The organism is Paraburkholderia sp. RAU6.4a (genome assembly GCF_050435625.1).
Lineage (GTDB): Bacteria > Pseudomonadota > Gammaproteobacteria > Burkholderiales > Burkholderiaceae > Paraburkholderia > Paraburkholderia tuberum.
In genome coordinates this window covers 2,722,705-2,738,461 of sequence record NZ_JBNDKQ010000003.1, presented here as the reverse complement: position 1 = coordinate 2,738,461, position 15,757 = coordinate 2,722,705, and the positions used below count along the sequence as shown (strand labels likewise).

Below are 15,757 nucleotides of genomic sequence, written 5' to 3'. Positions count from 1 at the left end.
GTTACCCCTTAGGCGCACAGTTAGCGTCCTTGTTGTCGAGGACGTTGCCGTTGTTGTAGCGGGCGATGATGTTGTTGAACAGCTTCGGATCGACCGTCGAAAAGTACCGCACCGGGTCCTTTTCGCTCGGCTCGGACACCGCGTGATAGCGGTCCATGTCGAGACGATCCGACGAAGCGCGAACCTTGGCGACCCACGCGTTGAAGTCTTCAGGAGAGCTGGCGAGCGTGCGGAACTTCATGTCCGAGAAGCCCTTGCCGCTGAAGTTTGCCGAGGTGCCCGCGTAGTCGCCGGCGTGATCGGCGATCAGGTGCAGGCGCGTCTGCATGCCCGCCATCGCGTAGATCTGGCCGCCCAGCTGCGGGATGAAGAACGAGTTCATCACCGTGTCCGACGTGATCCGGAAGTTCACCGGCGTGCCGACCGGGATCGCGAGCTGGTTCACCGACGCGATGCCGAGGTCCGGATAGATGAAGAGCCACTTCCAATCGAGCGCGACGACTTCGACGTTGATCGGCTTGACCTGCGATTCGAGCGGGCGATACGGATCGAGCTCATGCGTCGTCCGCCACGTCAACACTGCGAGGAACAGAATGATCAAAGTCGGAATCGTCCAGACGACGACTTCAACCGCGGTGGAATGCGTCCACCCTGGCTGGTAGTCGGCGTTCCTGTTCGATGCGCGGTAACGCCACGCGAAAAACAGTGTCATCAGAATCACCGGCACCACGACGATCAGCATGGCCCACACCGAAGTCGCGATCAGATCACGCTCCGCGAGTCCCACACTCCCCTTCGGATTCAGAATATCGAGGTTGCTGCAACCCGAAAGCAGCAACATGAGGCTGGCGGAAATGAAACTTGCCGGCCTTCTCAGCGTCCGTCCTTTCATATCCACTGCCTCGTTTTTTTGACTTCAACGAACGTCATTCGACGGCTCTCCATTAATAAGCGCTCGCATAATAGGGGGGCATCGGATGCTAATAAACACTCGATTTAGCAACGAACTATTGCGTCGCGACGCAGTGCGACACGTTGCCGCATTTCCCCGCGCCCCTATTCACCAGCGTCGTTTGCGACGCTTCGAAACGAAGCATCGAAAAGCTGACGCATCGCAAAAGTCCCCTGAAATAAGCGCTAAAAAATCGCTGGACGCGCAGCGGTTTTCGACGTACTGCAACACGCATGCATTCACAAAGGGATTGATAACGACGCGCAAAAGCGCAAGAGCGTCGCCGCATCCTGACGCGCGGATGCGACAACGACTCTTGCGCTCTGTTCATTTAACCCGGAGTCTGCGTAGCGACGGGAACCGGTCCGGGCGCCGCTGCCTGCAGATGCTCGCCGCCCTCCGTCGGCACGGAGTCCGAAGGCAGCGCCGAGCGTTCCGATTGCGCGAGCAGCGTGGCGACCGACGGATCGATCGCATCGGTAAACGGCTTCGGGTCGAGACCGATCGCGAGCACTAGCAGCGCCAACGCACCGAGCAGCGCGAACTCGCGCTTGCCGAGGTCCTTCAGCTTCGCGACGCGCGCGTTGGCAATCGCACCGAAGATCACGCGCTTGTACATCCACAGCGTGTAGGCCGCGCTCAGAATCAGGGTGGTCGCGGCGATCGCACCGATCCAGAAGTTGAAGCGGATCGCGCCCATCAGCACCATGAATTCGCCAACGAAACCCGACGTGCCCGGCAGACCGATGTTGGCCATCGAGAACAGCATCACGAAAGCCGCAAAGCGCGGCATCGTGTTGGCGACGCCGCCGTATTCGGCGATCGACGCGGATTTCGTGCGGTCGTAGAGCATGCCGGTGCACAACAGCATCGCGCCGGACACCACGCCGTACGAGATCATCTGCACGATTGCGCCGGACTGGCCGAAGCGGTTGAAAACGAACAGACCGAGCGTGACGAGGCCCATATGCGCGACCGTCGAATACGCGAGCAGGCGGCGCATGTCGGTCTGCACGAGTGCGAGCAGGCTCGAATAGATCACCGCGACGAGCGACAGCGTGATCATCATCGGCGCGAAGAAATGGCTCGCTTGCGGCGCGATCGGCAGCGCGAAACGCAGCAGACCGTAACCGCCGATCTTCAGCATGCCGATCATCACCGCGGCGCCCGTCGGGCCGTCGAGGTGCACGTCGGGCAGCCACGTGTGCAGCGGCCACATCGGCACCTTCACGCCGAACGCGGCAAGGAAGCCGAGGAAGATCAGCGCCTGCGGCACCATGTCGAGGTGCGCTTCGCGCCACACGGCGAGGTCGAAGCTGTGCGTCAGGCTATACAGATAGAGCAGCGACATCAGCATCATCAGCGAGCCGAGGAACGACACGAAGAAGAACTTCACCGCCGCGTACGTGCGGTTCTTGTGACCGTAGGTGCCGATCAGCAGATACAGCGGGATCAGCGTCGCCTCGAACGCAATGAAGAACATCATGCCGTCGAGCGACGTGAACACACCCTGCATGAAGCCCGACAGCATCAGGAACGCGCCGAAGTACTGCGCGGTGCGCTGCGTGATCGACTCCCACGATGCGATCACGATGATGATCGTCGTCAGCGCGGTCAGCGCGACGAGCCACAGCGAAATCCCGTCGATTCCCACATGCCATGCGATATCGAACGTCGGCGACCAGCGGACGTTCTCGACGAACTGCATCGAGGTCACGTCGTTACGGAAACTCGTCACGAGCGGGATCACCGGCAAGAAACCCGCCACCGCGCCGATCAGCGCGAGCCAGCGTGTGCGATTACGCGCCGCGTCCGACCCGGCGCGCAGAACCACGAACCCGGCGACGATGGGGATCCAGATGAGAAGACTTAGGAGAGGCAATGGCATGTGCTCTGTCAAAACTTGAAGTACAAAACGCCGCGTCAACGCCCCCTGAAACAAGCAGACATTGAAATGGAAATGTAAGTTGGAGTTCGCTGAAATTGACGCGTGGAGCGGTTTCCCGCTACACGTTTACCCGCAGCCGACTGACCAAGGGTGGGAGATTACCAAGATAAGAATAATTTTGCATCGCAACAGCCGCGAAATCCGCGCCACAATACATTGTTGCGACGTGGACGCTTGCAAAATGGATCGAAATGTGCACTTGCACATTGTTACAAATGCGTCGTTAGGCCTTGGCAGTTTGGCAGCAAAAGCTGGCAATTAGCCGGAGGTTGGCCGCTGTTAGACATTCGCTGTTTATGGGGCTGGTTCGACTGGAACGGATCGTGCTGTCGAATGCTTTTGGACGGCCGCGGACGGGCGGCAACCAAACAAAAATTTGCCTCGTCGGCGATAAAAAAATTTTTGTACGAGCGGTCTAAACCGACCGACGAGGAGGTCGCCAGCGGTGCCGCGCGCCTCGATCAAGGTGCGCTGAAAATGTTCCACTCCAGGCGCACGAATCTTCCGTTTTCCTTACACGGACCAGCGCCGCGCCATGGTAACTGCTGCAGAAACTCGCGCGGCGAGGCACACTCAATTCGCGCAGCGGGCTCCCCTCGCCCGACTCCTTTTCCGGACCTCCTCGCATGGCGCTTCGTGACGACGTCGTACCCGCACTCGAATGCCGCGGCCTCAGCAAGCGGTACGGCACCGGCCGCATCGTGCTCGCGCGGCTCGACTTCACACTCGCTGCGGGCGAGTTCGTCGCGATCATGGGCGACTCGGGCGTCGGCAAGTCGACTTTGCTCAACCTGATCGCCGGGCTCGACCGCGCCGATAGCGGCAGCGTGCTAATCGACGGACGCCCGGTCGAACAACTCGATGACAACGCCGCGACGCGACTGCGGCGCCAGAAGCTCGGATTCGTGTTCCAGGCGTTTCACGTGCTGCCGCATCTGACGCTCGCGCAGAACGTCGCGCTGCCACTGCTGCTCAATGATCTACCGACGGCCGCCGCGCTCGACATGCTCGCGGCGGTCGGCCTCGGCGGACGCGGCGACGACTTTCCGCGCGATCTCTCCGGCGGCGAGTTGCAGCGTGTAGCCATTGCACGCGCACTCGTGCATCGTCCGACGCTGCTTCTCGCCGACGAACCGACCGGCAACCTCGACCCTGCCACCGCGCGCGACGTGCTCGGCCTGTTCCGCGCGCAAAGCAAGGCGACCGGCGCGGCGACGATCATGGTCACGCATTCCGAGGCCGCGGCCGCCGTGGCGGACCGCGTGTTGATCCTCAGCGACGGCGACTTGCATGGCGCGCGCGACAAGGCCGCGAACGTCGCGCACGCCGCGGCCCGCTCGACCCACGATGGCCGTTGACCTTCGTCCACTGCCGCGCGCGCCGGGATATCGTGTTCTCGCGCGCTGGCTGATGGTCGCGGAATGGCGCAGTCATCGCGGACGCGCGATCGTCGCCATCGCGACGATCGCGCTAGGCGTCGCGCTCGGCTACGCGGTGCAATTGATCAACAGCGCCGCCTTCAACGAATTCTCGGCGGCCGCGCGCAGTCTGTCAGGCGAAGCGGATCTGCAGGTGCGCGGCGCGCAGCCTTTCGTCGACGAGTCCCTCTATCCGCGACTCGCCAACGAACCGGGCGTGGTGCTGGCGAGTCCCGTGCTCGCGCTCGACGTCGCGGTGCCGGGCCGCACCGGTGCACTGCCCGTTCTCGGCATCGACGTCTTCAAGGCGAGGTCGATCACACCCGATCTGATCGGCGTGCCCTCGCCTGATCGCCCGTTCGACACGCTCGCCTCCGATGCGATATTTCTGTCGACGGCCGCGCAGCAATGGCTGAACGTCAAGACCGGCGACGACGTCACGCTACGCCGCGGTACGTCGGATCTGCATCTGCGCGTCGCGGGCGGGCTCGTGCGCACGCGGCCGGGTCAGCGGCTCGCGGTGATGGACATCGCCGCCGCGCAATGGCGATTCGGCAAGGTGGGCAAGCTGACGCGCGTTGACGTGCAACTCGCACGCGGCGTCGATCGGCAACGCTTCAAACGCGATCTGCAACAGCAGCTCGGCAGCACATGGGTAGTCGCCGAGACGCGCGACACCGAGAGCCGCACCGATCGCCTGTCGCGTGCTTACCGGATCAACATGAACGTGCTCGCGCTGGTCGCGCTGTTCACGGGCGCGTTCCTCGTGTTTTCGACTCAGGCACTCGGTGTCGTGCGACGCCGATCGCAATTCGCGATGCTGCGCGTGCTCGGGCTCACGCGAGCTCAGCTATTGCGGCAGATCCTGCTTGAAGGCGCGCTGCTCGGGTTGCTCGGCTCGTTGTGTGGACTTGCGCTCGGCTACGCGATGGCCAGCGGTGCGCTGCGCTTCTTCGGCAGCGATCTCGGCGGCGGCTATTTTCCGGGCGTGCAACCGCGAGTCGGCTTCGAGCCGCTCGCGAGCGCGGTGTTTCTCGCGCTCGGGATCGCGGTGTCGGTGTTGGGCAGCGTCGCGCCCGCCATCGACGCGGCGCGCGCACGGCCTGCCCCGGCACTCAAGGCCGGTGCCGAGGAAAGCGCATTGGCGCGGCTCGCCACGCCGTGGCCGGCGTTCGGCTGTTTGCTGGCGGCCGCCGCGCTGACGCGCGTGCCGCCGTGGTTCGATGCGCCGATCGCCGGTTATCTGGCGGTCGCGTTGCTGCTCGTCGGCGGCATTGCGCTGATGCCGCGCGTGACCGCGCTGATATTCGGCGCGGCAGGCCGCGCGCGCGGCACGCGACGCCGCGCGGGCGCGACGGGCACGCTCGCGATTGCGCGTCTCGCGAATGCGCCGGGGCAGGCGTCGATCGCGATGGGCGGCGTGCTGTCGAGCTTCGCGCTGATCGTCGCGATGGCGATCATGGTGGCCAGCTTCCGCGTGTCTGTCGACGACTGGATCACGCATCTGCTGTCCGCCGATCTGTATGTGCGCGTGGCGTCGGGCGGCAATAGCGGCGACAGTGGCGGCTTGCGGCCCGACGAACAGACGCGCATCGCGAGGGTGCCCGGCATCGGCAACGCCGCGTTCGCGCGCATCACACATCTGACGCTCGATCCCGCGCGCCCGGACGTCGCGCTGCTCGCCCGCGAAATCGACGCGACCGATCCGGGCGCGACTCTGCAGATGACCGGCGCGGTGCTGCCGCCGTCCGCGCTTCGGGCCGGCGACATACCTATTTGGGTCTCCGAAGCAATGATCGACCTGTATGGGTATGAGTTAGGTCAACGCGTGCGGTTGTCGCTCGGCGAGCATGGCCAGACGTTCGTCGTAGCCGGCGTCTGGCGCGACTACGCGCGGCAGAGCGGCGCGATCCAGATACGGCTTGCCGATTATCGGCGGCTGACCGGCGACTCCACCGCGACCGATGTCGCCGTGACCGTCGAGCCGGGCGTGACTGTCGAACGCGTCGTCGCAAGTTTGAAGGCGTTGCCGTTCGGCGCTTCGCTCGAGGTGTCGCAACCGGGCGAGATCCGTGCGCGCACGCTGGTGATCTTCGATCGCAGTTTCGCGGTCACGTATCTGCTCGAGGCGGTGGCGATCGTGATCGGATTGTTCGGCGTCGCAGCGACGTTTTCCGCGCAGACGCTCGCGCGCGCCCGTGAGTTCGGGATGTTGCGCCACGTCGGGGTGACGCGCGCGCAGATTCTCGCGATCCTCGCTTCGGAGGGCGGTCTGCTCACCGCATGCGGCATTGCGCTCGGTTTCGCGCTTGGTTTCGCGATCAGCCTGATTCTCGTGTTCGTCGTCAATCCGCAGTCGTTTCACTGGAGCATGTCGCTGCATGTACCGTGGTTAGTGCTTGGCACAGTCGCGTTGGTAATGCTGGTGCTGTCGTGTACGACGGCGGTGGTCGCGGGACGCGGCGCGGTGTCGGTGGATGCAGTGCGCGCGGTGAAGGAGGACTGGTGATGCCAGTTGCGCGGCGTGCGTGGAAAATGCGGTTGATCTGGGATAGCGCGGCCATTCGCGAGGTTTGCTCTGCGCTCGATGGCTGCGCGACGTGCATCGCGCGCCGACACGGCGGGTCACCTCCGCGGCGCCTTCAGCTTTTTTTCCGAGGGCTACTTTGGATTGGCATAGCCGCTGTGTCGCCCTCTTTCGCCGCTAGTAGCGACTCCACTGGATCCACCCCGGTCGCCTTCGCGGCAGTCACGCCAGACCATCCGATCTCGTTTCCGCGGGACAGCGGTGCTCATCCGGCTTTCCGCACCGAGTGGTGGTACGCGACAGGCTGGCTCACGACGCCCGACAACCGACCGCTCGGATTCCAGATCACGTTCTTCCGTACGGCGACTGGTCACGATGCCGCCGATCCAAGCGATTTCGCCCCGTCGCAACTGATCATCGCGCACGCTGCGCTGAGCGATCCGGCCATCGGACACCTCGTTCACGATCAACGCATCGCTCGGCAGGGTCTCGGGCTCGCCTACGCGAAGACCGCCAACACCGACGTCAAACTCGACGCCTGGAAAATGATTCGCGCCGCGGACGGCCACTACGACGTCACCGCCGATGCAAGTGGATTCTCGCTACACCTCCAACTCACGCCAACGCAGCCTCCGCTGATTCAGGGCGAGCGCGGTTACTCGCGCAAAGGACCGCGGCCCGAACAGGCGAGCTATTACTACAGCGAACCGCAACTCCGCGTGACGGGCACTGTGGTGCGCCCAGCCGGAGGTGGAAACGACACGACGCGCGATGCAGCAGTGACGGGGACCGCATGGCTCGATCACGAGTGGTCGAGCACGTTGCTCGACGCCAATGCGGTCGGGTGGGATTGGCTCGGCGCCAATTTGACGGACGGCTCGGCGCTAATGGCATTCAAGATCCGCAGCCGCGACGGACATGCAATATGGGCCCACGCGACGCTTCGCAGACCCGATGGTCAGGTAACGAATTTCGACCCCGGTGAAGTCGACTTCACGCCGCGTCGCATGTGGCGCTCGCCGCACACGAATACCTCGTATCCGGTCTCGATGACGGTTAGAGCGGGAACGCTGACATGGCAACTCGATCCGCTGATGGACGATCAGGAACTCGACTCACGACAGTCGACCGGTGCCGTGTATTGGGAAGGCGCGGTACGGGTGAGTCAACAGAATGCGGATGTAGGGCGAGCCTATCTGGAACTGACGGGTTACGCGGATGCGTTGCGGATCGGAAAGTAGTGAAGCGCGCAAAGTCGGCCGCGTAAACGCAGAAACCCCACCGCGGCGGGTGGGGTTTCTGACTGGGGGGGAGCCTGACGATTACCTACTTTCACACGGGCAATCCGCACTATCATCGGCGTGGAGTCGTTTCACGGTCCTGTTCGGGATGGGAAGGGGTGGGGCCGACTCGCTATGGTCATCAGGCATGACGGGTTGCTGCGTCGCAGGGCTGGAGTCAACCGGTTGCGCCACAGCCAATCGGGAAGAAGCGTAAAGGATTCGAGTGTGGGGGGTTGTGTTGTTTCTGGCACAACACTGAATCCCAACCGTGCGTTTCTGTGAGCTCCCGCGGGAGTTCACACCAATCCCCTTCGGGGAGACACACCTGTTATAGGATCAAGCCTTACGGGCAATTAGTATCAGTTAGCTCAGTACATTACTGTACGTGCACACCTGACCTATCAACGTCCTGGTCTTGAACGACCCTTCAAGGGGCTCGAAGCCCCGGGGATATCTCATCTTAAGGCGAGTTTCCCGCTTAGATGCTTTCAGCGGTTATCTCTTCCGAACATAGCTACCCGGCGATGCCACTGGCGTGACAACCGGTACACCAGAGGTTCGTCCACTCCGGTCCTCTCGTACTAGGAGCAGCCCCCTTCAAATATCCAGCGCCCACGGCAGATAGGGACCAAACTGTCTCACGACGTTTTAAACCCAGCTCACGTACCTCTTTAAATGGCGAACAGCCATACCCTTGGGACCGGCTACAGCCCCAGGATGAGATGAGCCGACATCGAGGTGCCAAACACCGCCGTCGATATGAACTCTTGGGCGGTATCAGCCTGTTATCCCCAGAGTACCTTTTATCCGTTGAGCGATGGCCCTTCCATACAGAACCACCGGATCACTATGACCTGCTTTCGCACCTGTTCGACTTGTCAGTCTCACAGTCAAGCACGCTTATGCCATTGCACTATCAGCACGATTTCCGACCGTACCTAGCGTACCTTCGTACTCCTCCGTTACACTTTGGGAGGAGACCGCCCCAGTCAAACTGCCTACCATGCACTGTCCCCGACCCGGATCACGGGCCAAGGTTAGAACCTCAAACAGATCAGGGTGGTATTTCAAGGACGGCTCCATTGAGACTGGCGTCCCAACTTCATAGCCTCCCACCTATCCTACACAGACCGGTTCAAAGTCCAATGCAAAGCTGCAGTAAAGGTTCATGGGGTCTTTCCGTCTAGCCGCGGGGAGATTGCATCATCACAAACACTTCAACTTCGCTGAGTCTCGGGAGGAGACAGTGTGGCCATCGTTACGCCATTCGTGCAGGTCGGAACTTACCCGACAAGGAATTTCGCTACCTTAGGACCGTTATAGTTACGGCCGCCGTTTACCGGGACTTCAATCAGGAGCTTGCACCCCATCATTTAATCTTCCGGCACCGGGCAGGCGTCACACCCTATACGTCCACTTTCGTGTTTGCAGAGTGCTGTGTTTTTATTAAACAGTCGCAGCCACCAGTTTATTGCAACCCTTTCACCCTTCTGGCGCAGGCCAGTCAGGCTATGAGGGCGTACCTTATCCCGAAGTTACGGTACCAATTTGCCGAGTTCCTTCTCCCGAGTTCTCTCAAGCGCCTTAGAATACTCATCTCGCCCACCTGTGTCGGTTTGCGGTACGGTCACTGTGAAACTGAAGCTTAGAGGCTTTTCCTGGAACCCCTTCCAGTTGCTTCGCCACCGAAGTGGCTCGCCTCGCACCCTTGAATCCCGCGCCCGGATTTGCCAAAGCGCCTTCTCCAATGCAAGGACCGGGACTTCCAACACCCGGACAACCTTCCGCGATCCGTCCCCCCATCGCATTTCACAATGGTGCAGAAATATTAATCTGCTTCCCATCAGCTACGCATTTCTGCCTCGCCTTAGGGGCCGACTCACCCTACGCCGATGAACGTTGCGTAGGAAACCTTGGGCTTACGGCGAGGGGGCCTTTCACCCCCTTTATCGCTACTCATGTCAGCATTCGCACTTCCGATACCTCCAGCACACTTTCCAGTGCACCTTCGCAGGCTTACGGAACGCTCTCCTACCATGCACATTACTGTGCATCCGCAGCTTCGGTATATGGCTTAGCCCCGTTACATCTTCCGCGCAGGACGACTCGATCAGTGAGCTATTACGCTTTCTTTAAAGGGTGGCTGCTTCTAAGCCAACCTCCTGACTGTTTTAGCCTTCCCACTTCGTTTCCCACTTAGCCATATTTGGGGACCTTAGCTGGCGGTCTGGGTTGTTTCCCTCTTGACACCGGACGTTAGCACCCGATGTCTGTCTCCCGTGATTGCACTCTTCGGTATTCGGAGTTTGCTATGGCGTAGTAATCCGCAATGGACCCCACAACCATGACAGTGCTCTACCCCCGAAGGTGAGACACGAGGCACTACCTAAATAGTTTTCGGAGAGAACCAGCTATTTCCAGGTTTGTTTAGCCTTTCACCCCTATCCACAGCTCATCCCCTAACTTTTCAACGTTAGTGGGTTCGGTCCTCCAGCACGTGTTACCGTGCCTTCAACCTGGCCATGGATAGATCACCTGGTTTCGGGTCTACACCCAGCGACTGGACGCCCTGTTCGGACTCGCTTTCGCTACGCCTGCCCTAATCGGTTAAGCTCGCCACTGAATGTAAGTCGCTGACCCATTATACAAAAGGTACGCCGTCACCCCTTCGCAGAGGCTCCGACTGTTTGTATGCATGCGGTTTCAGGATCTGTTTCACTCCCCTCCCGGGGTTCTTTTCGCCTTTCCCTCACGGTACTGGTTCACTATCGGTCGATCACGAGTATTTAGCCTTGGAGGATGGTCCCCCCATCTTCAGACAGGATTTCACGTGTCCCGCCCTACTTCTCGTACACCCAGTTCTTCCATGCTGTTTTCGTCTACAGGGCTATCACCTGCTATGGCCGCACTTTCCAGAGCGTTCGACTAACAATACGGATAACGTGTACCGGCTGATCCCATTTCGCTCGCCACTACTCTGGGAATCTCGGTTGATTTCTTTTCCTGCGGTTACTTAGATGTTTCAGTTCACCGCGTTCGCCTCACGCAGCCTATGGATTCAGCTACGGATACTCCATTAGGAGTGGGTTTCCCCATTCGGACATCTCCGGATCAATGCTCGTTTGCCAGCTCCCCGGAGCTTTTCGCAGGCTACCGCGTCCTTCATCGCCTGTGATCGCCAAGGCATCCACCACATGCACTTGTTCGCTTGACCCTATAACGGGTGTGTCTCTGTGTCGACCCACGTTAGCGCTTTAGCGCTTACGTGGGTCCCATCCCCGGAGGGGATAGACGCACTCGCTACAGGTTGAGTATTCGTGTTGCGCCGTATTCCAAAGCGATCTCTCGATCACCTTTAAAATACATCGATACAATCACAACCCTGATTCACCTACTCACACACCCATCTCCAGGTACGCTTTCGTGAATCTCTTTACTACTTCTTCCTGATTGTTAAAGAACGGCAGCCGGTATGAAGCCTGTGCCTCATACCGCTCTGACTGGCTCAATCGCCAATGCGCAACGCTCTGCCTTCATGCAGAACCCTGCGCATTGAGGATTGGTGGAGGATGACGGGATCGAACCGACGACCCCCTGCTTGCAAAGCAGGTGCTCTCCCAGCTGAGCTAATCCCCCAGTCCCACAGATAGTCCAGCGGCCCCAGCCCTTCAGCTCACCAGACAAGACACTGGTGGGTCTGGATGGATTCGAACCATCGACCCCCGCCTTATCAAGACGGTGCTCTAACCGGCTGAGCTACAGACCCTGAGCCTGTCTGCGTTGCTTCTAACCACAGCCGATAAGCGTGAGCACTTGAGTGCAATGAATGCACAGCTCTGGAAAGGAGGTGATCCAGCCGCACCTTCCGATACGGCTACCTTGTTACGACTTCACCCCAGTCATGAATCCTACCGTGGTGACCGTCCTCCTTGCGGTTAGACTAGCCACTTCTGGTAAAACCCACTCCCATGGTGTGACGGGCGGTGTGTACAAGACCCGGGAACGTATTCACCGCGGCATGCTGATCCGCGATTACTAGCGATTCCAGCTTCACGCACCCGAGTTGCAGAGTGCGATCCGGACTACGATCGGTTTTCTGGGATTGGCTCCACCTCGCGGCTTGGCAACCCTCTGTTCCGACCATTGTATGACGTGTGAAGCCCTACCCATAAGGGCCATGAGGACTTGACGTCATCCCCACCTTCCTCCGGTTTGTCACCGGCAGTCTCCCTGGAGTGCTCTTGCGTAGCAACTAGGGACAAGGGTTGCGCTCGTTGCGGGACTTAACCCAACATCTCACGACACGAGCTGACGACAGCCATGCAGCACCTGTGTTATGGCTCCCTTTCGGGCACTCCCGCCTCTCGGCAGGATTCCATACATGTCAAGGGTAGGTAAGGTTTTTCGCGTTGCATCGAATTAATCCACATCATCCACCGCTTGTGCGGGTCCCCGTCAATTCCTTTGAGTTTTAATCTTGCGACCGTACTCCCCAGGCGGTCAACTTCACGCGTTAGCTACGTTACCAAGCCAATGAAGGCCCGACAACCAGTTGACATCGTTTAGGGCGTGGACTACCAGGGTATCTAATCCTGTTTGCTCCCCACGCTTTCGTGCATGAGCGTCAGTATTGGCCCAGGGGGCTGCCTTCGCCATCGGTGTTCCTCCACATCTCTACGCATTTCACTGCTACACGTGGAATTCCACCCCCCTCTGCCATACTCCAGCGCTGCAGTCACCAATGCAGTTCCCAGGTTAAGCCCGGGGATTTCACATCGGTCTTACAGCACCGCCTGCGCACGCTTTACGCCCAGTAATTCCGATTAACGCTCGCACCCTACGTATTACCGCGGCTGCTGGCACGTAGTTAGCCGGTGCTTATTCTTCCGGTACCGTCATCCCTCACGGATATTAGCCACGAGGTTTTCTTTCCGGACAAAAGTGCTTTACAACCCGAAGGCCTTCTTCACACACGCGGCATTGCTGGATCAGGCTTGCGCCCATTGTCCAAAATTCCCCACTGCTGCCTCCCGTAGGAGTCTGGGCCGTGTCTCAGTCCCAGTGTGGCTGGTCGTCCTCTCAGACCAGCTACAGATCGTCGGCTTGGTAGGCCTTTACCCCACCAACTACCTAATCTGCCATCGGCCGCCCCTTGAGCGCGAGGTCCCGAAAGATCCCCCGCTTTCCTCTCCCGAGCGTATGCGGTATTAATCCGGCTTTCGCCGGGCTATCCCCCACTCCAGGACACGTTCCGATGTATTACTCACCCGTTCGCCACTCGCCACCAGACCGGAGTCCGTGCTGCCGTTCGACTTGCATGTGTAAGGCATGCCGCCAGCGTTCAATCTGAGCCAGGATCAAACTCTTCAGTTCAAACCTGTTACTGTGTTCGGGTTCTCTCGAACCCGGTCGCTCACTCAACGTACTGACGATGATTGATCCGTCTTTCGACAGACAAACCTTCCTCTAATACTGTGTGAGGCTTCTGATACTTCTGCCTGACAGCAGACTCCGGAGAATCCGCCGCCGCATCCCGCATCAAGTGCCCACACTTATCGACTGTTAGTTTTTAAAGATCGGTCCGCCAAACCCGCCGCGCCTGAACCACCACTACCCGGCACCGCTTCGTTTGCGTCGCTGCGTCTGCAGCAGAGAAACGAGATTATGGAGAGCGGTCAACAACACGTCAATACCCTTCTGCGAATTTCTTTTGGGAACAAAGACTGCCATCTCCATCGCATTGCCGCCAGCCCTCAAAAGAGTCAACTCTGGCCAGACCAAGAAATCAGCGAAAATAGTTAGTCATCCGATTCAACCTGCCGAAGTCCTGATACCGACAAAACAAAGTAGTCCGAGCACGGCTCGAACTCACCACGGCTCCCCAAATTAAAGTTCTACCCTTCCCCGCCGTCAATCAGATCATCCCGCCACTTAAATTAGCTGCCGACTATGGACAATCTCGTCGACGCACACGTCGAGGACACCCAGCCCGCCGCGGCATCCCCGATGCTCGAGCCTGATACGGTGCCGGTAGGCACGCCGCTCCCATGGCCGATCGTCGATGCCGACGGCACGCTGCTCTTCGCAAGCGCGACGACGCTCGCGACCACCGACGAGCGCGCCTTTCTGTTTCAACACTTCCGCCCGCAACGCGGCGACCTGTTCGACCTCGGCGCACAACAACCGCCGGCGCCAACCGCCCAGCCTGACCACGCCGGTGAGTTGACGCTGAAGGACATGCACCTCGAGATCGGCACATTGATCGGCATGCGTTCGCAACCCGGCAGCGGCGCGCCGATGCAACCTTGCGGCATCATCGGTTTCGCGCCGAATCATGCGCTGTTCGTCACGCCGCCGATGCTGCAGGGCCAACCGCTGCCGCTCACGCCCGGCGAGAACGTCGAGGTCGTCGCGATCGCGAGTCAGGCCGTGTTCCGTTTCGTCTGCACGGTCGAAGCGGTCTGCCGCGTGCCGTTCGACTATGCCGTGTTGTCGAGGCCCGGTATGGTCCGCCGGCTCCGTGAGCGCAAATCGATCCGCGTCCATGCGCACCTGCCCGTGCGGTTTGGCATCGGTGGGAGCGGTGACACTTACGAAGGCCTTGGACTCGCCAAGGGCATCAGCGCGCTCGGCATGTCGTTGAGTGCGTCATGGACACTGGGCGAAGTCGGCGAGCGGCTGCGCATCGCGTTCCGGCTGAAGTCGGCCGAATACGATTCACAGATCGAGACGACGGCGGTGATCCGCAACGTTCAGAAGGGCAAAGCGCCTGGCGAGCCGTCCATGCATGGGCTCGAACTGGATCAACTCGATTCCGTTCAACAGATGGCGATGAAGGTGTTCGTGTTCGATCGTCAGGAGGATGTGCAGCACTGGTCCAACGGACTGAAATAAGCGGTACGGCCACAAAAGCAACGCGCGTGCGGACACAGCAGCGTCGACCTCGCTGCGCACACATCGATCAGCCGAGCAACTCTTCCGGCGTCAACCGCCGCGCTCCCCAGGCATTGGCGAGCACCTCGCAACGACCGAGCCGTATCGCACCACGCTCGAAATCGACGAACACGACTTCATCGACGTCGGCCGGCCGCGCGGGTTCGTCGCTCGTGCGGCCGTCGGTCAGAATCCATAACCAGCGCTGCTGGGCCGGCCGTCGCCGCGCGCAGCGTTCGAGCAGTTGCGCGGCGCTGCGCACGCCCGACGCGAGCGGGGAACCGCCGCCTCCGCCCACGGGCGCGAGCCATCGCTCGTTCCACCAGCGCGGCACGGCGGGGCCGAAGCGCACATCCGCTCCCGTACCGCCGAAGCAGATCAGCGCAGCCTCAGCGCGCATCGCACTCGCACGGTCGAACAAGGCAGTCAGTAGACCCTTCGCCAACGCGAGGCGTTGGCCCGCCAGCATCGACCCGGAGCAATCGAGCACGAAACAATGCAGCACACCGCCACGCGGCACTTCCCGTACGAAGCGCAGATACTCACGACGCAGCGTGTGCTCGCGCATCGCGGCGAGCGTCGGTGGCCATGCAATGCGCCTGCCCGGTTCGCCGCGCGACGTGTCGCGCGAATCCGCCCCCACGCCTTGTCGCCATCGAAAACCGCTGCGCGAGTCAGCGGCGGCGCCTTTCCGAT

7 protein-coding genes, 2 tRNA genes and 3 rRNA genes are annotated in these 15,757 nt (G+C 60.5%); 4 read left to right on the top strand and 8 right to left on the bottom strand.

What is annotated here, in order from left to right; translation table 11 throughout:
- Position 1 precedes the first annotated feature (1 nt).
- Both cyoA and OKW40_RS37180 read right to left on the bottom strand, forming a co-directional pair.
- Positions 2 to 892, bottom strand: a complete 891-nt coding sequence (gene cyoA / locus OKW40_RS37185) for a ubiquinol oxidase subunit II (RefSeq protein WP_184060279.1) — start codon at positions 890 to 892, stop codon at positions 2 to 4.
- A 391-nt stretch (positions 893 to 1,283) separates the two neighbouring features.
- Complete coding sequence (locus tag OKW40_RS37180) at positions 1,284 to 2,840, bottom strand: NADH-quinone oxidoreductase subunit M (RefSeq protein ID WP_184060281.1); 1,557 nt, start codon at positions 2,838 to 2,840, stop codon at positions 1,284 to 1,286.
- Between the two features lie 686 nt (positions 2,841 to 3,526).
- Here OKW40_RS37180 and OKW40_RS37175 point away from each other — a divergent pair.
- The 3 genes from OKW40_RS37175 to OKW40_RS37165 are packed head-to-tail and all read left to right on the top strand — an operon-like array spanning position 3,527 to position 8,086.
- A complete protein-coding gene (locus OKW40_RS37175) occupies positions 3,527 to 4,258 on the top strand; it encodes an ABC transporter ATP-binding protein (RefSeq protein WP_429353805.1) in 732 nt (243 codons plus the stop codon).
- Complete coding sequence (locus OKW40_RS37170) at positions 4,248 to 6,827, top strand: FtsX-like permease family protein (protein WP_429493840.1); 2,580 nt, start codon at positions 4,248 to 4,250, stop codon at positions 6,825 to 6,827. Before OKW40_RS37175 ends, OKW40_RS37170 begins: the two co-directional genes overlap by 11 nt.
- Positions 6,828 to 6,853: 26 nt before the next feature.
- Positions 6,854 to 8,086, top strand: coding sequence for a lipocalin-like domain-containing protein (locus OKW40_RS37165; protein ID WP_429494004.1), 1,233 nt, complete (start codon positions 6,854 to 6,856; stop codon positions 8,084 to 8,086).
- Positions 8,087 to 8,158: 72 nt separating this feature from the next.
- Here OKW40_RS37165 and rrf read toward each other — a convergent pair.
- From rrf to OKW40_RS37140, 5 genes are all read right to left on the bottom strand, one after another.
- Positions 8,159 to 8,272, bottom strand: a 5S ribosomal RNA gene (gene rrf, locus OKW40_RS37160).
- A 188-nt stretch (positions 8,273 to 8,460) separates the two neighbouring features.
- Positions 8,461 to 11,342 (bottom strand): 23S ribosomal RNA (locus tag OKW40_RS37155).
- A gap of 346 nt (positions 11,343 to 11,688) precedes the next feature.
- Positions 11,689 to 11,764, bottom strand: a tRNA-Ala gene (locus OKW40_RS37150).
- 53 nt (positions 11,765 to 11,817) lie between these two features.
- A tRNA-Ile gene (locus OKW40_RS37145) sits at positions 11,818 to 11,894 on the bottom strand.
- A gap of 74 nt (positions 11,895 to 11,968) precedes the next feature.
- Positions 11,969 to 13,501: ribosomal RNA gene (locus OKW40_RS37140) — 16S ribosomal RNA — on the bottom strand.
- The 16S, 23S and 5S rRNA genes sit together here with 2 tRNA genes alongside, the layout of an rRNA operon.
- Positions 13,502 to 14,077: 576 nt before the next feature.
- Here OKW40_RS37140 and OKW40_RS37135 point away from each other — a divergent pair.
- On the top strand, positions 14,078 to 15,022 hold the full coding sequence (locus OKW40_RS37135) for a flagellar brake protein (RefSeq protein WP_187610299.1): 945 nt from the start codon (positions 14,078 to 14,080) through the stop codon (positions 15,020 to 15,022).
- A 67-nt stretch (positions 15,023 to 15,089) separates the two neighbouring features.
- Here the strand turns inward: OKW40_RS37135 and OKW40_RS37130 are convergent, their stop codons facing one another.
- A complete protein-coding gene (locus tag OKW40_RS37130; protein WP_429493839.1) occupies positions 15,090 to 15,704 on the bottom strand; it encodes a vWA domain-containing protein in 615 nt (204 codons plus the stop codon).
- Positions 15,705 to 15,757 lie beyond the last annotated feature (53 nt).

What these genes read in the sequence shown, in the direction of transcription:
- cyoA (WP_184060279.1), bottom strand. Translation starts at nt 892, where the DNA reads ATGAAAGGACGGACGCTGAGAAGGCCGGCAAGTTTCATTTCCGCCAGC.
- OKW40_RS37180 (WP_184060281.1), bottom strand. Translation starts at nt 2,840, where the DNA reads ATGCCATTGCCTCTCCTAAGTCTTCTCATCTGGATCCCCATCGTCGCC.
- OKW40_RS37175 (WP_429353805.1), top strand. Translation starts at nt 3,527, where the DNA reads ATGGCGCTTCGTGACGACGTCGTACCCGCACTCGAATGCCGCGGCCTC.
- OKW40_RS37170 (WP_429493840.1), top strand. Translation starts at nt 4,248, where the DNA reads ATGGCCGTTGACCTTCGTCCACTGCCGCGCGCGCCGGGATATCGTGTT.
- OKW40_RS37165 (WP_429494004.1), top strand. Translation starts at nt 6,854, where the DNA reads ATGCGGTTGATCTGGGATAGCGCGGCCATTCGCGAGGTTTGCTCTGCG.
- OKW40_RS37135 (WP_187610299.1), top strand. Translation starts at nt 14,078, where the DNA reads ATGGACAATCTCGTCGACGCACACGTCGAGGACACCCAGCCCGCCGCG.